The 18,878-nt window shown below is 56.6% G+C and carries 21 protein-coding genes; 9 read left to right on the forward strand and 12 right to left on the reverse strand.

Annotated elements, in window-relative coordinates; all coding sequences use genetic code 11:
- Positions 1-141: 141 nt before the first annotated feature.
- The 3 genes from ACR0IY_RS16860 to ACR0IY_RS16870 form a co-directional block, all read right to left on the reverse strand.
- Entirely contained in the window at positions 142-291 is a 150-nt protein-coding gene (locus ACR0IY_RS16860; protein ID WP_480675301.1) for a hypothetical protein, read from the reverse strand.
- A gap of 135 nt (positions 292-426) precedes the next feature.
- Complete coding sequence (locus ACR0IY_RS16865; protein ID WP_480675302.1) at positions 427-1,206, reverse strand: succinate dehydrogenase iron-sulfur subunit; 780 nt, start codon at positions 1,204-1,206, stop codon at positions 427-429.
- An 88-nt stretch (positions 1,207-1,294) separates the two neighbouring features.
- On the reverse strand, positions 1,295-2,002 hold the full coding sequence (locus tag ACR0IY_RS16870; RefSeq protein WP_480675304.1) for a class I SAM-dependent methyltransferase: 708 nt from the start codon (positions 2,000-2,002) through the stop codon (positions 1,295-1,297).
- Between the two features lie 98 nt (positions 2,003-2,100).
- Here ACR0IY_RS16870 and ACR0IY_RS16875 point away from each other — a divergent pair, with 98 nt between their 5' ends.
- Positions 2,101-2,979 carry a hypothetical protein gene (locus ACR0IY_RS16875; RefSeq protein ID WP_480675306.1) on the forward strand — a complete coding sequence of 293 codons (879 nt, stop codon included), beginning with the start codon at positions 2,101-2,103 and terminating at the stop codon, positions 2,977-2,979.
- Between the two features lie 87 nt (positions 2,980-3,066).
- On the opposite strand, the gene sdhA is transcribed toward ACR0IY_RS16875, so the two are convergent.
- The 8 genes from sdhA to ACR0IY_RS16915 form a co-directional block, all read right to left on the reverse strand.
- Positions 3,067-4,875: a succinate dehydrogenase flavoprotein subunit gene (sdhA, locus tag ACR0IY_RS16880; protein WP_480675308.1), complete on the reverse strand. Its 1,809-nt coding sequence runs from the start codon at positions 4,873-4,875 to the stop codon at positions 3,067-3,069.
- 25 nt (positions 4,876-4,900) lie between these two features.
- A complete protein-coding gene (locus tag ACR0IY_RS16885; protein WP_480675310.1) occupies positions 4,901-5,272 on the reverse strand; it encodes a succinate dehydrogenase, hydrophobic membrane anchor protein in 372 nt (123 codons plus the stop codon).
- 11 nt (positions 5,273-5,283) lie between these two features.
- On the reverse strand, positions 5,284-5,667 hold the full coding sequence (sdhC, locus tag ACR0IY_RS16890) for a succinate dehydrogenase, cytochrome b556 subunit (RefSeq protein ID WP_480675312.1): 384 nt from the start codon (positions 5,665-5,667) through the stop codon (positions 5,284-5,286).
- Positions 5,668-5,880: 213 nt separating this feature from the next.
- Positions 5,881-6,543: a DUF1194 domain-containing protein gene (locus tag ACR0IY_RS16895; protein WP_480675314.1), complete on the reverse strand. Its 663-nt coding sequence runs from the start codon at positions 6,541-6,543 to the stop codon at positions 5,881-5,883.
- A gap of 55 nt (positions 6,544-6,598) precedes the next feature.
- On the reverse strand, positions 6,599-7,627 hold the full coding sequence (locus ACR0IY_RS16900) for a MaoC family dehydratase (RefSeq protein ID WP_480675316.1): 1,029 nt from the start codon (positions 7,625-7,627) through the stop codon (positions 6,599-6,601).
- On the reverse strand, positions 7,627-7,833 hold the full coding sequence (locus ACR0IY_RS16905) for a DUF1737 domain-containing protein (protein WP_480675318.1): 207 nt from the start codon (positions 7,831-7,833) through the stop codon (positions 7,627-7,629). Before ACR0IY_RS16905 ends, ACR0IY_RS16900 begins: the two co-directional genes overlap by 1 nt.
- A gap of 12 nt (positions 7,834-7,845) precedes the next feature.
- Positions 7,846-8,400 (reverse strand): NnrU family protein, encoded by a 555-nt coding sequence (locus ACR0IY_RS16910; protein ID WP_480675320.1) that lies wholly within the window; start codon positions 8,398-8,400, stop codon positions 7,846-7,848.
- Positions 8,401-8,406: 6 nt separating this feature from the next.
- Positions 8,407-9,264 carry an HpcH/HpaI aldolase/citrate lyase family protein gene (locus ACR0IY_RS16915; RefSeq protein WP_480675323.1) on the reverse strand — a complete coding sequence of 286 codons (858 nt, stop codon included), beginning with the start codon at positions 9,262-9,264 and terminating at the stop codon, positions 8,407-8,409.
- 182 nt (positions 9,265-9,446) lie between these two features.
- Between ACR0IY_RS16915 and ACR0IY_RS16920 the strand changes: the two genes are divergently transcribed.
- On the forward strand, positions 9,447-9,746 hold the full coding sequence (locus tag ACR0IY_RS16920; RefSeq protein ID WP_480675325.1) for a hypothetical protein: 300 nt from the start codon (positions 9,447-9,449) through the stop codon (positions 9,744-9,746).
- Here ACR0IY_RS16920 and ACR0IY_RS16925 read toward each other — a convergent pair whose 3' ends face one another.
- Positions 9,747-10,502 carry a sulfite exporter TauE/SafE family protein gene (locus tag ACR0IY_RS16925; RefSeq protein ID WP_480675327.1) on the reverse strand — a complete coding sequence of 252 codons (756 nt, stop codon included), beginning with the start codon at positions 10,500-10,502 and terminating at the stop codon, positions 9,747-9,749.
- A gap of 161 nt (positions 10,503-10,663) precedes the next feature.
- On the opposite strand from ACR0IY_RS16925, the gene mdh reads away from it, so the two are divergent.
- The 7 genes from mdh to ACR0IY_RS16960 all read left to right on the forward strand — a co-directional run bounded on the left by mdh (position 10,664) and on the right by ACR0IY_RS16960 (position 18,877).
- Positions 10,664-11,626 carry a malate dehydrogenase gene (gene mdh / locus ACR0IY_RS16930; RefSeq protein ID WP_480675329.1) on the forward strand — a complete coding sequence of 321 codons (963 nt, stop codon included), beginning with the start codon at positions 10,664-10,666 and terminating at the stop codon, positions 11,624-11,626.
- Positions 11,627-11,947: 321 nt separating this feature from the next.
- Positions 11,948-13,141 (forward strand): ADP-forming succinate--CoA ligase subunit beta, encoded by a 1,194-nt coding sequence (gene sucC / locus ACR0IY_RS16935; protein WP_480675331.1) that lies wholly within the window; start codon positions 11,948-11,950, stop codon positions 13,139-13,141.
- Between the two features lie 4 nt (positions 13,142-13,145).
- Positions 13,146-13,694 (forward strand): hypothetical protein, encoded by a 549-nt coding sequence (locus ACR0IY_RS16940; RefSeq protein WP_480675333.1) that lies wholly within the window; start codon positions 13,146-13,148, stop codon positions 13,692-13,694.
- A gap of 82 nt (positions 13,695-13,776) precedes the next feature.
- Positions 13,777-14,658, forward strand: a complete 882-nt coding sequence (gene sucD, locus ACR0IY_RS16945; protein WP_480675335.1) for a succinate--CoA ligase subunit alpha — start codon at positions 13,777-13,779, stop codon at positions 14,656-14,658.
- Positions 14,659-14,667: 9 nt separating this feature from the next.
- Positions 14,668-15,384 (forward strand): hypothetical protein, encoded by a 717-nt coding sequence (locus ACR0IY_RS16950; RefSeq protein WP_480675337.1) that lies wholly within the window; start codon positions 14,668-14,670, stop codon positions 15,382-15,384.
- Complete coding sequence (locus ACR0IY_RS16955) at positions 15,381-15,923, forward strand: DUF805 domain-containing protein (protein ID WP_480675339.1); 543 nt, start codon at positions 15,381-15,383, stop codon at positions 15,921-15,923. The genes ACR0IY_RS16950 and ACR0IY_RS16955 overlap by 4 nt, the downstream gene beginning before the upstream one ends.
- Positions 15,920-18,877: a 2-oxoglutarate dehydrogenase E1 component gene (locus ACR0IY_RS16960; protein WP_480675341.1), complete on the forward strand. Its 2,958-nt coding sequence runs from the start codon at positions 15,920-15,922 to the stop codon at positions 18,875-18,877. The genes ACR0IY_RS16955 and ACR0IY_RS16960 overlap by 4 nt, the downstream gene beginning before the upstream one ends.
- Position 18,878: the final 1 nt, after the last annotated feature.

Here is an 18,878-nt window from a genome sequence, read left to right on the forward strand (position 1 = left end):
AGCGGCAGTCGCGCGTCAAAGAGGTTGTGCGGGATCGCCAATAAAGAAAGGCGAACACTGCGATGGCCAGCAATAGCAAAAGAATGGGCATGGCTATGCATTGACCAACTTGGAGGCCATTTCAAGCGCAGGTTTTAATGATCAGGCCGCGTTGGCGTATTCGAACAGGTCTGGCTCACGCAAGCTTTCATCCGCCGGCGCAGGCTCGGGCGTGTAATAGGCCCATGCCAGTTCCAGAAAAGCCAGAGCTTCGGCCGCGTCAATTTTGTTTGTTGGATTTTGGTCTTGCATCGGAGCGATCCCTTTTCGGTTCCATCACTCCTCCCTGAATGCAGGGTACGACCAAACGGTTCAGGTCGCATTGCATAATTTTGCAATCTTGCCATGCGCCTGCCGCAAAACGGCAAGCGCAGCTTTTTTGCTCGCTTAAACCGCGCGCTCGATCATCATCTTCTTGATTTCCGCGATCGCTTTGGCCGGGTTCAAACCCTTGGGGCAGGTTTTAGCGCAGTTCATAATCGTATGGCAGCGATACAATTTGAACGGATCTTCCAGCTCATCCAGACGTTCGCCCGTGGCCTCATCCCGGCTATCGATGATCCAACGATAGGCATGCAACAACGCGGCGGGGCCAAGGTATCGGTCACCGTTCCACCAGTAGCTGGGGCACGAGGTCGAACAGCTGGCGCACATCACGCATTCATAAAGACCATCCAGCTTCTTACGGTCTTCGATGGACTGTTTCCACTCTTTCGCGGGGCGGTTGGTCTTGGTTTCCAGCCACGGCATAATACTTGCGTGCTGGGCATAGAAATGGGTCAGGTCCGGGATCAGATCTTTGACAACCGGCATGTGCGGCAGCGGGTAAATCTTCACGTCGCCCTTGATCTCATCCATGCCGTAGATACAGGCCAGCGTGTTGATCCCGTCGATGTTCATCGCACAGGACCCGCAAATACCTTCACGGCAAGACCGGCGGAAGGTCAGAGTCGGGTCAATCTCGTTCTTGATCTTGATCAGCGCGTCCAGAACCATCGGACCGCAGCTGTCCATATCGACAAAGTAGGTGTCGAGCTGTGGATTTTTTTCATCGTCCGGGTTCCAGCGGTAAATCTGAAACTTGCGAACATTGCTGGCGCCTTCGGGCTTGGGCCAGGTTTTACCCGTCGTGATACGGGAATTCTTGGGAAGGGTCAGCTGAACCATGTACCTGAAATTCCTTGCGCTACTCGCGCGCAATCTGCCCTAAAAGCCACTAAAACACAATGCGACAAACGCCCGTATACTGCTGTATTCAGGGTTTTTCTCGCCTAAATTTTCGCGATTTCCGTGTAATTTGCCGTACAATTTTGTCGTGATACTTGGGAACAATCATTCTGGACGCTTCAGCCGAACTTTTAAACTCGAACAGAGCAGGTTTGACCTGAGTTCCGCGCCTCACAAACAGCATCAGATTCTGTTTGAACCATCCCATGACGGCTGGGTCCATCCATAAATTTGGTCGGAACGCATCATAAAAATCATAGTTTTGCTCGGCAAAAATATCTACCCAATAGTCCTGCCATTGTTCATTCTTATGCCCTGTCCCCCCTTGCCCTGCGATAGCGGCTGAAAACAGAACGACATCCGACAAACGGGTCAAATCTGCGACAAAGCTTTCGGCGCGGCCGGGTTCAAGATGTTCGGCGACTTCGGTGCTGACACAAAGATCGAACCTGCGCTCCAATGAGAAGGGTTGCTCCAGGTCGGCACGACGCAATTCACTGGTCGAGAACTTGACGGCGGTCTCCTCTAGCCAATCGCCTTCTACCCCACATATTTCACAACCGGCCCTTTCGAATTCAGCCAGCAGAAACCCAACGCCGCATCCAACATCAATGACAGATTCCACCTCAAGAAACCGTTCACACAATCCATGGATCTTTCTCGCCGAGTGTATGCGGGCTTTTTCCTGACGGATGTGGCCTTTATGTAGACTTTTGTAAATTTTGCCCGCATCCATATCCGTTTGCCTTGAATTGTAGCTTCGGTTTCAAGGCTATATACTACTTCGGTGGGCCGTATCGGCAACTCGAAACTAGCTGAAATTGGAGCGCGTATATGTCACTTGCAGTTGTGACGATGGTCTATGACGACTACGAGTTTTTGCCGATTTGGGTAAAATACTGGTCGCAACACGTAGAACCCAAATGCATGTATGTGATCATTAACGGATCCAACCGCAGGCTCCGACGCATGGCCCGCGGATGCAACGTAATTGAGATGCGTAGACCCCCTCCAAAACGCCATATGGAAGTTGAGCGCTGGCAGATGCTGGGGCACTTTGTCAGCGCCCTAACAGTCATGCATGATTCAGTCATGTATACAGATGTCGACGAAATTGTAACGTTGGACCCAAATGTCGGAACCGACGTCAGAGACTACATCCTCAGCAGCGACTCGGATGTAACGGCACCTTACGGGCTTGAGGTTATCCATCGCGAAGATCAGGAACCCGCTGAATTTGACCCTGACGAAAGCGTTCTTGAGCAACGCGGATTGGTGCGCGTAAATGCAAGTTTTGGAAAACCAAGCATGGTCAAGGCACCTATCGCCTGGCGAAGAGGCGGTCATTTTGCCTATTGCGAAGACATTCTTTTTGACACCAATCTCGTCGCGTTCCATCTGCGGTTTTTTGACATGCAGCTGTTTCGGTCGCGGGCGGTACGCCGGCGGAATACGTCAAAGCCTCGCCCGAAAAAAAATAGTACACCTGCCCGCGCGTGGAGAGCATCCGATAAGGGAATCGACGACATGGTGGCCGAGCTTCACGGCATGCCCCTCGCAGGGCTTCTACCCGAAGATCGATCATCTTACGTAGCCGCAATTGAAAAAAGCCGCCATCTGATCACTGAAGACGGCGCAACTTTCACCAAACACAGAACATATTCATCCGAGCAGTTATTCCAACTGCCAGAACGCTTCAAAGGCCTGTTCTAGATTCCACCAGTCGATGGGCTGCAAACAGAAAACCCACGCAACTAACCATAGTCGCGTGGGTTATTACCACCAGACATTCAGTATCGGTCAGAACGTCCGCGCTTTGGGCGCAATCTTGTTCAGGCTGATACCACCCTCGTCCTCCGTGGTCAGCGGATCAACGATGACCGGACGATAGCTGAGCTCGACCTTGTTACCCTCGACCCGGGAAACAGTGTGAACACGCCAGTTTTCGTCGTCACGCTCGGTGAAATCCTCGTGCGCGTGGGCGCCGCGGGATTCTTTGCGTGCCTCGGCACCGACGATGGTGGCCAGAGCGCTGGGCATCAGGTTGGTCAGTTCCAGCGTTTCCATCAGATCGCTGTTCCAGACCAACGAGCGGTCGGTGACTTTCAGGTCGTCCATCTTGGCGGCAATCGCCGTCATCTTCTCAACACCTTCGGCCATGGTTTTGGCGGTGCGGAACACGGCGGCGTCTTCCTGCATGGTCCGCTGCATCTCAAGCCGCAGATCGGCGGTCGGGATCGCGCCGCTTGCGTTTCGGGCCGCATCAAACCGATCAAATGCCTTATCGACCGACGCTTGGTTCAGAACCGGGTTCGATGCCTTGGCATCAACCACTTCACCAGCACGGATCGCAGCTGCACGTCCAAATACCACCAGGTCGATCAGCGAGTTCGAGCCCAGACGGTTCGCCCCGTGGACCGAGGCACAACCTGCTTCACCCACAGCCATCAGACCCGGCACAACAGCGGTCGGGTTGTCGGCGGTCGGGTTCAGAACTTCGCCCCAGTAGTTTGTCGGGATACCGCCCATGTTGTAGTGCACGGTCGGCAGAACCGGGATTGGTTCCTTGGTGACATCAACACCAGCAAAAACGCGTGCCGATTCCGAAATACCCGGCAGACGTTCAGCCAGTGCTTCGGCTGGCAGGTGGCTGAGGTTCAGGTGAATGTGGTCGCCATTGTCGCCATGGCCACGACCTTCGCGGATCTCCATGGTCATCGAACGCGAGACATAATCGCGCGGCGCAAGGTCTTTGTACTGGGGCGCATAGCGCTCCATGAAACGCTCACCTTCCGAGTTGGTCAGGTATCCACCTTCGCCCCGTGCGCCCTCGGTGATCAGGCAGCCCGAGCCGTAGATGCCGGTCGGGTGGAACTGGACAAACTCCATATCCTGCAGCGCCAGACCCGCGCGGGCCACCATGCCGCCACCGTCGCCCGTACAGGTATGGGCCGAGGTGGCGCTGAAGTATGCCCGGCCGTAGCCACCGGTTGCCAGAACAACCATCTTGGCGTTGAAGACATGCATCGTGCCATCGTCCAGCTTCCAGCAGACGACGCCCTGACACTGCCCGTCATCGGACATTATCAGGTCGATGGCAAAATATTCGATGTAAAACTCGGCGTTGTTCTTCAGCGACTGACCATAGAGCGTGTGCAGGATCGCGTGACCGGTCCGGTCGGCGGCGGCGCAGGTGCGCTGCACAGCAGGGCCTTCACCAAACTCAGTGGTGTGGCCGCCAAAGGGACGCTGATAGATCTTGCCTTCTTCGGTCCGGCTGAAGGGCACGCCATAGTGCTCCAACTCGTACACGGCTTTGGGAGCCTCGCGCGCGAGGTACTCCATCGCGTCGGTGTCACCCAGCCAGTCAGAGCCCTTGACGGTATCGTACATGTGCCACTGCCAGTGGTCGGGGCCCATGTTCGACAGCGACGCGGCGATGCCACCCTGCGCTGCAACGGTGTGGGATCGGGTCGGGAAAACCTTGGTCACGCACGCCGTACGCAGGCCCTGCTCGGCCATGCCAAGAGTTGCCCGCAGACCTGCACCACCTGCGCCTACGACAACTACGTCGTATTCGTGGGTTTCGTATTCGTATGCTGCTGTCATTTATCTTGTTCCTTACCGCGCATCATCACAGGGCGAGCTTGACCAGAGCGAATAGCCCTGCCGCCATCAGCGTGTAGCCCAGGGCCCACATCGCAACGAGTGAGATTTTCTCCATCACACCATGCACGTAGTCTTCGATCGCCTCTTGCGCCTCATACATCAATTGCTGCAGACCCACGATCAGGGCCAGCGCCGTGACAATCGCCGGGAACGGGCGGCTGAAATAGGCGAGGACTTCTTCGTAGGTGCCGCCAATTCCGGCACCGAATGTGAAGATGAAGATCGGAACCAGTACGGTAAGGATCATTGCCCGAACCATGGTTTTCCAATGGGTTTGTGTACCGGCTTTCCCTGCGCCCAGACCCTGCGCGCGCTTGCGGTCAGTCAGATATCGCATGTGCTGTCTCCTTAAACCGCAATCACAGTGATGATGGTCAGGATGGTCGCGCCAACGAACATGCCCAGACCCAGCTTTTCGGACACCTCAACATCAAGGCAATAGCCGAAGTCCCACAGAACGTGCCGCAGACGGCCCAGCGTGTGATACCACAAGCCCCAGGCCGCAGCGGTCAGGATGATATCGCCGAACCAGCTACGCAGAAACGCGTCAATACCGGCAAATGCGGTTTCCGACGTTGCAGCGGCCAAAAGCCACCAAACAAACAGAATGGATACAGCGAACACCCCCAACGCTGAGATGCGAACCATGATCGAAGACACGGATGTCATCTGAGGGCGGTAAATCATAATGTGTGGCGAGAGCGGGCGGTTGCCCCGATTGACATCGGCCATGTCGGCTCCTCTTACGTTGGCTATCAGTGGTTTTACCGTTTTTTGCCTCTCTGTCACGTGCTGCGGGTGCAAAAATGAGTAAAATCACCGCATTTATGTTGATTTTAATCTTATGTGATCACGCAAAATGTTACTGTGATCACAAATACTCTTCAGCTGCTTGAATGTTAGCGTTTTCAGGGGAAAAGCGTTGTGATCACGAATCTGCGCTAGTCAGTCCAAAGCAGCAGATTGCTTTGTCACCTCGCGCAGCAGCTTCTTTCGGATCCGTTCAGGGTAATCCTCGAACCCTGCTGCCGATACAACAAACGCCCCTTCGCCGACGATGACGTTTTCAAAAAAATAAGTCATCAGGTCCGGCTCACTTTCCTCGATTGCAATGGCATTCACGGTCACTCCTCGCATCCGTAAATCCCTGTGCAGTTCAGCAGGTTCGACACCTTCGTTCGACACCCCGTCACCCGAAATATCAATCAGGTGGCGTTTGCAGTCGGCAACCTCGTCAAAGCTGGACATTGTCATCTCCAGCGCTTCTCCGATAGCGGTGGAGAAATTGCGCCAGATCCGTGGATCCTGATTAACCTGATCAGCAAATCTGTCCAGCGCTTCAAAGCTGTCGATCCGCGTCCAGGGGATGGTGATTTTCTGGCGCGAAGAGCCCGTCCACTGCACCAGCATCAACCGCGCCTGCCCGCGCACCAGTGCCTCGGACACGACCGGATCGCGCAAACCTTCGGCAAGCCCGTTCATCTGTATCCGGTATTCGTAGGTATCGACCGACCCGGACACATCCACCGCCAATGCCAGAGCAAGGTCGCACGCAAGGGCGGGCGACGCCAGAAACAGACTAGCAGCGAATGAACGAAGCAATGCCATGAACTCAGCCTAGCATGAATGCGCAAAGCTGCGGTCAAATGAATGTGCGCGGCCGTTAGATCGGCATCAGGGCCCAGTAATCCAGATCCAGCAGAACTTCGGGCAGATACCGACCGTCTTCCCCCTTCAGAGCAAACGGCGCGCCGCCTTTGGTGGCCACAAGCCGAAGGCGGATGGCGCCAACACCGGGCACGTCGGTTTCGGCTTTGTCCAGAACTTCGGACCATGCCTTGATCGTATCACCCGAGAAACAAGGGTTCGCATGCGCGCCGCCATTCAGGCCCACGATCATCTGTGCATTGGCAAGACCGTTAAACGACAGCGTCCGCGCCATCGAGATCACATGACCGCCATAGATCAATCGGCCTTCGGGGCGGAAAGTCAGGTCGAAATGCACCTTGGCCGTATTCTGCCACAGGCGAGTCGCCAGCATATGCTCGGCTTCTTCCACGGTCACGCCATCGACGTGGTCAATGGTCTCGCCGATTTCGTAATCACCCCAACGATGCGGCTCGCCCGCCAGGGCGAAATCGTAGTTCGAGAATCCCAGCCCCTGCGGCACCACCAGATCCTGCGGGTCCAGCACCTTTTTCAGGTCGGGCACCACGGCCTCGGGGGCTGGGGCATCCAGATCCGACTTTCGCACCATCACCCAACGCACATATTCGATCACTACCTCGTCACGCTGGTTCAAACCGCGGGTGCGGACATAAACAACACCGGTCTTGCCGTTCGAGTTCTGCTTGACCCCGATCACTTCGGATTCCGACCGCAGCGTATCGCCGGGATAGACCGGCTTCAGCCAGCGGCCTTCAGCATAGCCCAGGTTGGCCACAGCATTCAGCGAGACGTCCGGCACGGTCTTGCCGAAAACAACGTGGAACGCTGCCAGATCGTCGATCGGGCTTTGCGGCAGGCCGCAGTTCCGGGCAAACTCATCCGAAGAATACAACGCATGCCGCGCCGGATACAGCGCATGATACAGCGCGCGCTCTCCATTGGTCACCGTGCGCGGCACAGCGTGGTGCAGAACCTGCCCTACAGAGTAATCTTCGAAGAAACGGCCCGGATTGGTTTTTACCATTATTGCTGTCCCAGTTTCATGTCGGGGGAATAGTCAGCGTCGACCTGTTTGGTCACAGCCTGCGCACATCGCATCACGTTATTTGCAGTGTCAAAGGCGTATGACGGATCGCCATACAGCTCCCATCCTTTTGCCAACGCGTCCGACACTTTGTGGCAGAAGGCGGCAGTGTCTTCCTCGGTCAGCAGACGGTAGAGTTTTGCCATGATCTGAGTTCCTTATCCGCCGAACGGGTTATAACCAAGCAGAGTGTGAATGTAGCCGATCACGCCCATCAGCACGATCGAGGCGACAAAAAAGATCGCGTCCTTGCCATAGGTGCCAGGTTCGCCCGGGGTCCAATCGGGCTCGGCCTTGTTGATGACCACCGTTTCGGCCATGGCCCACAGAAACAGCCCCCCAAACAGAATGATCGAAGCCAGATCACCGTTCACCAGCAGGTGCGCAAAGGCCCAGGCTCGGAAACCCGCCAGCATAGGGTGACGCATTTTGTTCAGGATGCGGCCCTTCTTGCCTGCCGGGCTCATCAGGAAGATGGCAATCAGCACCAGCAGATTGTTAATGTGGATCATGAACGAGGGCGGCGACCACACGTGAATGAAATCGGTCATGCGATAGCCGAAAATCATCAGCACAATCGCCACCACCAACGTCAGCGCAACTGCGCCTTTACCACCATTACCCAGCGCCGCACGCTGCGCTGGCAGCACGCGCTTAAAAAGATGTGCGGCCCACCAAAGCGCCACACCAAAGATCAGAAGAACAAAGCCCATGCTGGCTTACCCCGCTTGCAATGCTGTAATTGCCTCTGCTTTTGCCAGAATTTCGCGGGCGGTTGCAACGTGCAGGTTTTCAACAATCTTTCCGTCGACAACGGCAACGCCTTGCCCCTGCGCTTCGACCTCCTCAAATGCCGCGATCTGGCGTTGCGCCAGATCAATTTCCGCATCTGAAGGCGCGTAGGCCGCATTGGTAATTTCTACCTGCGCCGGGTGGATCAGTGTCTTACCGTCAAATCCCATGTCGCGACCCTGTTCACATTCGGCGGCCAGACCGTCCGCATCCTTGAAAGCGTTATAGACACCATCGACGATAATCAGCCCCTCGGCCTTGGCAGCCAGCAGACAAAGGCCCAGAGAGGTGACGAGTGGAAGGCGATCAGGGCGGAAGCGGGTCTGCAACTCCTTCGCTAGATCATTGGTGCCCATGACGAACCCGGCCATCAGAGGATGGGCGGCAATCTCCGCAGCGTTCAACATCCCACGTGGTGTCTCCATCATTGCCCAGATCGGAATGTCGCCGGTGATCGTGGCCAGCGCGTCCACGTCAGCAGCCGAATTCACCTTGGGCAGCAGGATCACGTCAGCGTCCATCTCGCGCACGGCCTCGGCATCGGCCCGGCCCCACTCGGTGTCCAGCCCGTTGATCCGCACGATCTTGACCCTGCTGCCATAGCCCCCTGCAGCCAGAGCCCTCTTCAGAGTTTCACGAGCATTGTTTTTTTCATCAGCGGACACCGCATCTTCCAGATCGAAGATGATTGCATCCACCGGCAAGGTACGGGCTTTCTCTAGCGCCCGATCACGGGACCCGGGAATGTAGAGCACAGAACGATAGGGGCGCTGACGGGGATCCATTGGCCTCTCCCTTTGAAATAAAGTTGCGCAGAATGGGGCATTTTTTGTCGGAAAGTTCAAGCGCAAAATTGCCGCAATGCAGCATTCCTGTCTTTCGCGGCGCAACGTGCGTTGCCTTAACGGGATTTCCGCCTACGATCCCCACCCTGAGTTCGAAATGGACTCAAAAAAGGGGATCGTAGATGGAAAAGACTCTGATCAAAATGACGATGGGGTTGGGAATCATGGTTCTGGCGGCGCAGCAAGTACACGCCCGCACCTGCGCACCTCGTGAGGATGTGGTGAAGCGGTTGACGGAATCCTATGGCGAAACACGTCGGGGCATCGGCTTTGCACAACAGGGTACGCTGATGGAGGTTTACGCCTCGGGTCAGACCGGCAGTTGGACGATCACGGTGACGATGGCGGATGGCGTGACGTGTCTAATAGCCTCGGGCCAGGCTTATAAAACGATGGCCGAGGCGCTGCCCCCAAACGCCTGATCAAGTCAGCGCATCCCAGATCAGCTTGCTCCCGGTGAGGGTCAGCAGCACATAGGCAATGCCGAAGAACAGGCGCTCGGACAGCATGAAATGCGCCCGAACGCCCAGCCACGCACCCAGAATTGCAAAAGGGGTCAGCAGCAAGTCGGCCCAAGCGGTGTGCCAGGTAAACAGGCCCAAAAATGCATAGGGCACGAATTTGGCGATATTGATGACCCAAAAAACCAACACTGTACTGGCTTGAAACTCTGTCTTTGTCAGTCGCTGCGACAAGAGGTAGACAGCAGCGGGCGGCCCACCCGCATGGCTGACAAAGCTTGTGAACCCGGCGACCACCCCTGCGGTCAAACCGGCTGTGGGTGGCAAACGGTTGGCAAAGCCGCGCACCCAACCTTTGGTTTGGGCAATATGCCAGACTACAAATCCAACCGATATCGCTCCGATCAGCAGGCGCAGCAGGTCGTCATCGGTGGCGCGATACAGCCACGCACCCAGTGCAACGCCCGGTATAGCACCAAGCATCAATAAGCGGGAATCTGGCCAACTCCAGCGTTTCCAGTAGGGCCCAAGCGTGGCCACGTCGATCACCATCAAGATGGGCAGCATCAGCGCCAACGCCTGTCCCGGTTCGAGTATCAGCGCCAGAATCGATGAGGATGCAAAGGCCACTCCTGACCCGAACCCGCCCTTCGAGATCCCGGCAAAAATCACCGCAGGGATCGCTACAGCAAAAAACATCAGGTTCAGTTCGAACATGCAGCGTCCCGTGAATCGGCTTGTCCCTAAGGCCGTTTAGCGCAATCAGTCAAAGTGGCGCAATCAGTATGCGGCGGTATGCCATCATGCAGCACCCTTGCGCGAAGCCCATTTAGCGACTAGCACAACCGCGATTTCAATACCGACCGGAGATAATCCAAATGGCCAGACCCAAGATTGCGCTGATCGGCGCGGGGAACATCGGCGGCACGCTTGCTCATCTGGCAGCTGTCAAGGAACTGGGTGACGTTGTCCTGTTTGACATTGCTGACGGGCTGCCGCAGGGCAAGGCACTCGACATTGCCGAGTCCGGCCCGTCCGAGGGCTTTGACGCCGCAATGTCCGGCACCAGCGACTATGCCGATATCGCAGGCGCGGACGTCTGTATCGTCACCGCAGGCGTCGCCCGCAAACCGGGCATGAGCCGCGATGACCTGCTGGGCATCAACCTGAAGGTCATGAAGTCGGTTGGTGAAGGCATTGCAGCCCACGCCCCAGACGCTTTCGTGATCTGCATCACCAACCCGCTGGACGCGATGGTCTGGGCGCTGCGTGAATTCTCAGGCCTGCCGCACAATAAGGTCTGCGGCATGGCGGGCGTACTGGACTCGGCCCGCTTCGCGCACTTCCTGTCGGAAGAGTTCAACGTCTCGATGCGCGACGTCACCGCATTTGTTCTGGGTGGCCACGGCGACACCATGGTGCCGTCGGTGCGGTATTCGACCGTTGCCGGTATCCCACTGCCCGATCTGGTCGAAATGGGCTGGACCACGCAAGACAAGCTGGACGCCATCGTTCAGCGCACCCGTGATGGCGGTGCCGAAATCGTTGGCCTGCTGAAAACCGGTTCTGCCTATTACGCGCCTGCAACTTCGGCGATCGAAATGGCCGAAGCCTATCTGAAAGACCAGAAACGCGTTCTGCCCTGCGCTGCGTATTGCAATGGTGAGTTGGGCGTCGACGGCTTGTATGTCGGTGTGCCCACCGTCATTGGCGCTGGCGGCGTCGAGCGCATCGTCGATATCAAGCTGAACGAAGACGAGCAGGCCGGTTTCGACAACTCGGTCAACGCTGTGAAAGGCCTGATCGAAGCCTGCAAAGGCATCGACAGCTCACTGGCATAATCACTCGGTAACCTGAATACCGAACCGGCCCGATTTCGGGCCGGTTTTCTTTTTGACCGACCCCAACCAAGGTCTCTCGGCAAGGCGCTTATGTTGGCGCAAACGGCCCAAACACCCTTTTTGAATGTGTTTTCTTAAGACAAAAATGAGAAATCGAATCAAATTCGAGCGGCTGTAAATTTTGTGATCACGCCCCAAAAAGCTGTGATCACAAATCTCGAAAATCTTCACAAAAAACGACTTCCCCGTCAAAAAACCCTTTAAACTTGCCCACTAGACACGCCTATAACGGTTTGATCGTAGTAAGACGGGACAGTTTCGATGAACATTCACGAATACCAAGCCAAAGCTCTTCTTCGCAGCTATGGCGCTCCGGTCTCCGAAGGACGCGCGGTTCTGCGCGCCGAGGAAGCCAAAACCGCAGCCGGTGAACTCGATGGGCCACTTTGGGTCGTCAAGGCACAGATCCACGCAGGTGGCCGCGGCAAGGGTTCTTTTAAAGAGGCCGACGCTGGCGAAAAGGGCGGTGTCCGTCTGACCAAATCGGTAGAAGAGGCCGCCGAGGAAGCCAAAAAGATGCTGGGGCGCACGCTGGTCACGCATCAGACTGGCCCCGCAGGCAAGCAGGTCAACCGCATCTATATTGAGGCCGGGTCGGGAATCGAGACCGAGATGTATCTGGCCCTGCTTGTGGATCGCCAGACCAGCCGCATTTCCTTCGTCTGCTCGACCGAAGGCGGCATGGACATCGAGGAAGTGGCCGCCGCGACGCCCGAGAAAATACTGTCCTTCTCGGTGGACCCCGCGACCGGCTATCAGGCCTATCACGGCCGCCGCATCGCCTTTTCGCTTGGTCTGCAGGGCGCGCAGGTCAAGCAATGCGTCAAACTGATGAACCAGCTCTATAACGCCTTCGTCGAGAAGGACATGGAGATGCTTGAGATCAACCCGCTGATCGTTTCCGACAGCGGCGACCTCAAGGTGCTCGACGCCAAGGTCGGCTTTGACGGCAACGCGGTCTACCGCCACCCCGACATTGCCGAGCTGCGCGACACGACCGAGGAAGACCCCAAGGAACTGGAAGCCAGTAAATACGACCTGAACTACATCGCGCTGGATGGTGAGATCGGCTGCATGGTGAACGGCGCCGGTCTGGCAATGGCGACGATGGACATCATCAAGCTGTATGGTGCCGAGCCTGCCAACTTCCTCGACGTGGGTGGCGGCGCGACCAAAGAGAAAGTGACCGAAGCATTCAAGATCATCACCTCGGACCCGCAGGTCAAAGGCATTCTGGTCAACATCTTCGGCGGCATCATGCGCTGCGATGTCATCGCCGAGGGCGTTGTTGCCGCGGTGAAAGAGGTCGGCCTGCAGGTTCCGCTGGTAGTGCGTCTGGAAGGCACGAATGTTGAAAAAGGCAAAGAGATCATCAACACCTCTGGCCTGGACGTGATCGCGGCGGACAACCTGAAAGACGGTGCCGAGAAGATCGTGAAGGCGGTTAAGGGGTAAGTCTGTGAAGGTTACTATCAAAGCAGCCTTATTGGCGTGTGCCGCAACCTTGACAGCTTGTGGCGCGCCTTCTGCAGAAAAAATCGCCGCCGTCTCATTCAGCGAGACCGAAACGAACCAGCCCGTTCAATTGTTTTCGGAGGCTTGTTTGACGACGCTACCTAACTTCAACGGGTTCCTAAATGTCGTAGAAAAACGTGGTTTGACAGGCGCAGCTAAGCGAGGCGAAAACACTGCTTACATAGCACCCGGTGAAAAGTTCATGACCGCCACTGTGTTCGAAGAGGACGACAAAGCGGCATGCGCTGTCGCTTTCTTGGGTGCCAGCAATAGTGAAGAAGTCGGCGCGTTGTTCCTAGACGCAGCAAGCCGACGCACGGGTGGAGCCCCAAAAGATCGTTTCCCAAGCGGTCGGTTTAACTATGCCTATCAACTCAAGAACGGCAGCGTTTTGGTCTACGAAGCCAAAGAAAAAAGTGGCCAGTTTCGGCACATCGTTCTGATTTCTAAACCCGTACCTCGAGAGGAGGTTGCGGCGTACATCTACGACTAGGGCCAAACAGTCAGGCAATGCATTCTTTGCCTTTGAATCGGATTTCAGCGGATCTCATTCGCAAATATAAGGAGAACGCCAAATGGCAGTCCTCATCGACGAAAATACCAAAGTGATCTGTCAGGGCTTTACCGGCTCGCAGGGCACATTCCACAGCGAACAGGCCATCGCTTATGGCACCAAGATGGTCGGCGGCGTGACCCCCGGCAAAGGCGGGATGGAGCATCTGGGCCTACCCGTGTTCAACTCGGTCCACGAAGCCAAGCACGTGACCGAAGCCAACGCCTCGGTGATTTATGTTCCGCCGCCCTTCGCGGCTGACTCGATCCTCGAAGCGATCGATGCCGAGATGGAAGTGATCGTCTGCATCACCGAAGGCATCCCGGTTTTGGACATGATGAAGGTGAAACGCGCGCTGGAAGGCTCGAAGTCGCGCCTGGTCGGGCCGAACTGCCCTGGGGTGATTACACCTGATGCCTGCAAGATCGGCATCATGCCCGGCCACATCCACAAGCGCGGCTCGGTCGGCGTTGTGTCGCGGTCGGGCACCTTGACCTATGAAGCCGTCAAGCAGACCACCGATGTGGGTCTGGGCCAGTCCACCTGTGTGGGCATCGGCGGCGACCCGATTAAGGGCACCGAGCATATCGACGTGCTGGAATGGTTCCTGGCCGATGACGAGACCGAGTCGATCATCATGATCGGTGAGATCGGTGGTTCTGCCGAGGAAGAAGCCGCTCAGTTCCTGGCGGATGAGGCCAAGAAGGGCCGCAAAAAGCCGACCGCCGGTTTCATCGCAGGCCGCACGGCCCCTCCGGGCCGCCGCATGGGCCACGCGGGTGCCATTGTCGCCGGCGGCAAAGGCGGTGCCGAGGACAAGATCGAAGCCATGCGCTCAGCCGGTATCGTCGTGGCCGAAAGCCCCGCCCAGCTGGGTGAGGCTGTGCTGGAAGCGATTGGGTAAGTGAATTCGATGAGCCTCGCTAGAGTTTCAATTCTCGCGCTAGCTTCTGTTCTTTTGGCAGCATCAATTGCGGCAGAAGAAGTGTCCGCCATTGCGACAATTGATATGTGCGAGGCTCGCTACTCCTCCATTACAGACCTTGTGGAGCGAGCAGAAGGCTTGGGTTGGAAGCAAGTCAAAGGCGCGGAGGCTGAAAAAGTAGTCGACCGAACCGTTTGGATTGGGTTGCCTTTTCTCAAGTCGGACGAGATTGACCCAGACGATCCAAACGGAACCTTCTGCGGAGGGTTTGCCATGGATTGCCACCTCCCTGAAGTCGGTCAATCACCCTTGAACGATCAAGCTCACTACGTGGCTTTTTCGTCCGGCACTTCCGCGCTTCTTATACTTGTTGATTTCGGGGGCGCGGGCCAGCATTCCAAAGCAGACTTTGTGGAATACAAAAGCTCTTGCACTGCAATCTTTGGGCAGGGCAAAGCCTCTCGTGAGCTCGGAAGCGCCTTTAGCCGACCGGAATTGAAAAGAAACCCGTCTGGCACATCGCAGGTGATCTCGGAACGCACGAGAAACCCGAAACTTGATTGGCCATATCCTCAGATCACTCACAGCACTTCCATTCATGCACCTTATGCACACATACTTGAGGTCAAGGACTTGGAATGGCTTAACTATGTAACAGGTTTTGGAACCGGATACTCCTACACTTACCAAGCGGGGGATTCATGACCTTCTCTGACGCCATCCGAACCTGTTTCTCCAAGTTCTTCACCTTCTCGGGACGTGCCTCACGTCCCGAATACTGGTTCTTTTTCCTGTTCATCGTGATCTGGAGCGTCATCGCCGGGATCATCGATGCGCAGTTCTTCACGCAGGTCTCGGTCAGTGAAAGCGACGAAGTGAAATCCGTCACCGCCACCTCCTCGCAACCGGTGCAAAGCATCGTGAGCCTGATCGTGTTCTTCCCGCATCTGGCCGTCGCTTGGCGGCGGATGCATGATACCGGGCGTAGCGGGCTTTATGCGCTGTTACCGATCCTGCTGATCCTCGCGGCCTTTGCGGTTCTGATCTTCGGCATCGGTCTGGCCTCCAGTTTCCAGCATGGCGGCAATCTGGACATCCTGTTCACCCGCGCCACGTTGCTGGTTGTAATTCCGACACTGCTGGTCCTGTTTGTGTCGCCCCTTCTGGTGCTGTGGTGGCTGACCCGACCCAGCCAACCCGGCACCAATCAATACGGTCCCAACCCATATGAGGTAGCCCCATGACCGAACATACGCCCAACTCTGCCTTTCATGCCTCAAGCTTTATGCAGGGGCATAATGCCGAATATCTGGAGCAGCTCTATGCCCAGTACACAAAGGACCCCAACGCAGTAGATGCCGCCTGGGGCGAGTTCTTCCGGGCCATGGGTGACGCTACCCCGGACGTCCAGCGCGAAGCCGAGGGGCCGTCCTGGGCGCGTTCTGACTGGCCGCCGATACCTGCGGACGATCTGACAGGGGCCTTGACCGGAGAATGGGCCGAGATTGACGCGAAGGCAGCCGGCAAGAAGATCAAGGACAAGGCAGCGGACAAGGGTGTCGAGGTCAGCGAAGACCAGATCAAGCGCGCGGTGCTGGACAGCCTGCGGGCGCTGATGCTGATCCGGGCCTATCGTATCCGGGGGCATCTGGCTGCCGATCTGGATCCGCTGGGCATGCGAACCGCCAGCACGCATCCTGAACTGGACCCGAAGACTTACGGCTTTACCGACGCCGACATGGATCGGCCGATCTTCATCGACAACGTGCTGGGGCTGCAGATGGCCTCGATGCGGCAGATCGTGGATATCGTGAAACGGACTTATTGCGGCACCTTCGCGCTGCAATACATGCATATCTCTGATCCCGAACAGGCCGCTTGGCTGAAGGAACGCATTGAAGGGTACGGCAAGGAAATCGCTTTTACCAAGGAAGGCCGCAAGGCGATCCTGAACAAGATGGTCGAAGCCGAAGGGTTCGAGAAATTCCTGCACGTCAAATATATGGGCACCAAGCGGTTTGGCCTGGACGGTGGCGAAGCTCTGATCCCTGCTATGGAACAGATCATCAAGCGCGGTGGGGCTCTGGGTGTCCGGGACATCGTGATCGGGATGCCGCACCGGGGTCGCCTAAATATTCTGGCCAACGTGATGCGCAAACCATACCGCGCGATCTTCAACGAATTTCAGGGGGGCAGCTTCAAGCCCGATGAAGTGGACGGTTCGGGCGACGTGAAATATCACCTCGGCGCCTCGTCGGATCGTGAATTCGACGGCAATTCGGTTCACCTGTCCCTCACCGCGAACCCATCCCACCTTGAGGCTGTGAACCCGGTGGTTCTGGGCAAGGTTCGCGCCAAGCAGGACCAGCTGGGTGATGAAGACCGTACGAAAGTCATGGGCATTTTGCTGCATGGTGATGCGGCTTTTGCCGGTCAGGGTGTGGTCGCCGAGGGGTTCGGCCTGTCGGGCCTGAAAGGGCACAAGACCGGCGGAACGATGCATATCATCGTGAACAACCAGATCGGCTTTACAACGGCCCCGCATTTCAGCCGCTCGTCCCCTTACCCAACCGATATCGCGCTGATGGTCGAAGCGCCGATCTTTCACGTCAATGGCGACGACCCCGAGGCGGTGGTGCACGCCGCCAAGGTGGCGACCGAGTTCCGGCAGAAATTTCACAAGGACGTGGTCATCGACATCTTTTGTTATCGCCGGTTCGGGCATAACGAGGGTGACGAGCCCATGTTCACCAACCCGATCATGTACAAGAAGATCAAGACGCATAAGACCACGCTGTCTCTGTACACTGAACGGCTGGTCCAGGACGGTCTGATCCCTGAGGGCGAGATCGAGGATATGAAGGCCGCCTTCCAGGCCCACCTGAACGACGAGTTTGAAGCTGGAAAGGACTATAAACCCAACAAGGCCGATTGGCTGGATGGGCGCTGGTCGCATCTGGACAAAAACAAGGAAGAATACGTCCGTGGCGAAACTGCAATCTCGCCCGAGACGCTGACCGAAGTCGGTAAGGCCCTGACCCATGCGCCGGATGATATTGCGGTGCATAAGACGGTGGCGCGTTTGCTTGAACACAAAAAGCAGATGTTCGAATCCGGCAAGGGGTTTGATTGGGCAACGGGTGAGGCACTGGCTTTCGGGTCGCTTTTGACCGAGGGCTACCCGGTGCGACTGTCTGGTCAGGACGCCACGCGCGGGACATTCAGCCAGCGGCACTCCGGGTTTGTCCACCAGGAGACGGAAGAACGTTTTTACCCGCTGAACAATATTCGCACGGGTCAGTCGCAATACGATGTGATCGACTCCATGCTTAGTGAATATGCGGTGCTGGGATTTGAATACGGCTACTCGCTGGCGGAACCCAACGCCCTGACCCTGTGGGAAGCGCAGTTCGGTGATTTCGCGAACGGGGCACAGATCATGTTCGACCAGTTCATCAGCTCGGGCGAAAGCAAATGGCTACGCATGTCCGGTTTGGTCTGCCTGCTGCCGCACGGGTTCGAAGGGCAAGGGCCCGAGCATTCGTCCGCGAGGTTGGAACGGTTCCTGCAAATGTGCGGTCAGGACAATTGGATCGTGGCGAATTGTACGACGCCTGCGAACTATTTTCACATCCTGCGCCGTCAGCTGCATCGGACCTTCCGCAAACCGCTGATTCTGGTGACACCGAAATCGTTGCTGCGCCACAAACTGGCGGTCAGCACGACCGAGGACTTCACCACCGGTTCCAGCTTCCACCGGGTGCTGTGGGACGACGCTCAGAAGGGCAACTCTGACACCAAACTGGTCAAGGATGACAAGATCAAACGGGTCGTAATGTGTTCCGGCAAGGTTTATTTCGACCTGCTGGAAGAACGGGACGCGCGCGGCATCGACGACATCTACCTGATGCGGATCGAGCAATATTACCCGTTCCCCGCGCATTCTCTGATCAACGAGCTTGAGCGCTTCAAGGGGGCTGAGATCATCTGGTGTCAGGAAGAACCCAAGAACCAGGGGGCCTGGACCTTTATCGAGCCGAATATCGAATGGGTTCTGACCCGTATCAAAGCCAAACACACACGGCCGCGTTACGTCGGCCGCGCCACATCGGCCTCACCCGCGACGGGTCTGGCCAGCCAACACAAAGCCCAACAAGAAGCGCTGGTAAACGAAGCGCTGAGCATTGAAGGAAAGTAAG

Source organism: Ruegeria sp. BC1, assembly GCF_056539305.1.

Coding starts and splice junctions, on each gene's coding strand:
- ACR0IY_RS16900 (WP_480675316.1), bottom strand. CDS start 7,627: ATGGTAAAAACCAATCCGGGCCGTTTCTTCGAAGATTACTCTGTAGGG.
- ACR0IY_RS16960 (WP_480675341.1), top strand. CDS start 15,920: ATGACCGAACATACGCCCAACTCTGCCTTTCATGCCTCAAGCTTTATG.
- ACR0IY_RS16870 (WP_480675304.1), bottom strand. CDS start 2,002: ATGGATGCGGGCAAAATTTACAAAAGTCTACATAAAGGCCACATCCGT.
- ACR0IY_RS16925 (WP_480675327.1), bottom strand. CDS start 10,502: ATGTTCGAACTGAACCTGATGTTTTTTGCTGTAGCGATCCCTGCGGTG.
- ACR0IY_RS16875 (WP_480675306.1), top strand. CDS start 2,101: ATGTCACTTGCAGTTGTGACGATGGTCTATGACGACTACGAGTTTTTG.
- ACR0IY_RS16860 (WP_480675301.1), bottom strand. CDS start 291: ATGCAAGACCAAAATCCAACAAACAAAATTGACGCGGCCGAAGCTCTG.
- ACR0IY_RS16955 (WP_480675339.1), top strand. CDS start 15,381: ATGACCTTCTCTGACGCCATCCGAACCTGTTTCTCCAAGTTCTTCACC.
- mdh (WP_480675329.1), top strand. CDS start 10,664: ATGGCCAGACCCAAGATTGCGCTGATCGGCGCGGGGAACATCGGCGGC.
- ACR0IY_RS16915 (WP_480675323.1), bottom strand. CDS start 9,264: ATGGATCCCCGTCAGCGCCCCTATCGTTCTGTGCTCTACATTCCCGGG.
- ACR0IY_RS16910 (WP_480675320.1), bottom strand. CDS start 8,400: ATGGGCTTTGTTCTTCTGATCTTTGGTGTGGCGCTTTGGTGGGCCGCA.
- ACR0IY_RS16895 (WP_480675314.1), bottom strand. CDS start 6,543: ATGGCATTGCTTCGTTCATTCGCTGCTAGTCTGTTTCTGGCGTCGCCC.
- ACR0IY_RS16865 (WP_480675302.1), bottom strand. CDS start 1,206: ATGGTTCAGCTGACCCTTCCCAAGAATTCCCGTATCACGACGGGTAAA.
- ACR0IY_RS16905 (WP_480675318.1), bottom strand. CDS start 7,833: ATGGCAAAACTCTACCGTCTGCTGACCGAGGAAGACACTGCCGCCTTC.
- ACR0IY_RS16920 (WP_480675325.1), top strand. CDS start 9,447: ATGGAAAAGACTCTGATCAAAATGACGATGGGGTTGGGAATCATGGTT.
- sdhA (WP_480675308.1), bottom strand. CDS start 4,875: ATGACAGCAGCATACGAATACGAAACCCACGAATACGACGTAGTTGTC.
- ACR0IY_RS16950 (WP_480675337.1), top strand. CDS start 14,668: ATGAGCCTCGCTAGAGTTTCAATTCTCGCGCTAGCTTCTGTTCTTTTG.
- sucD (WP_480675335.1), top strand. CDS start 13,777: ATGGCAGTCCTCATCGACGAAAATACCAAAGTGATCTGTCAGGGCTTT.
- sucC (WP_480675331.1), top strand. CDS start 11,948: ATGAACATTCACGAATACCAAGCCAAAGCTCTTCTTCGCAGCTATGGC.
- ACR0IY_RS16885 (WP_480675310.1), bottom strand. CDS start 5,272: ATGCGATATCTGACTGACCGCAAGCGCGCGCAGGGTCTGGGCGCAGGG.
- sdhC (WP_480675312.1), bottom strand. CDS start 5,667: ATGGCCGATGTCAATCGGGGCAACCGCCCGCTCTCGCCACACATTATG.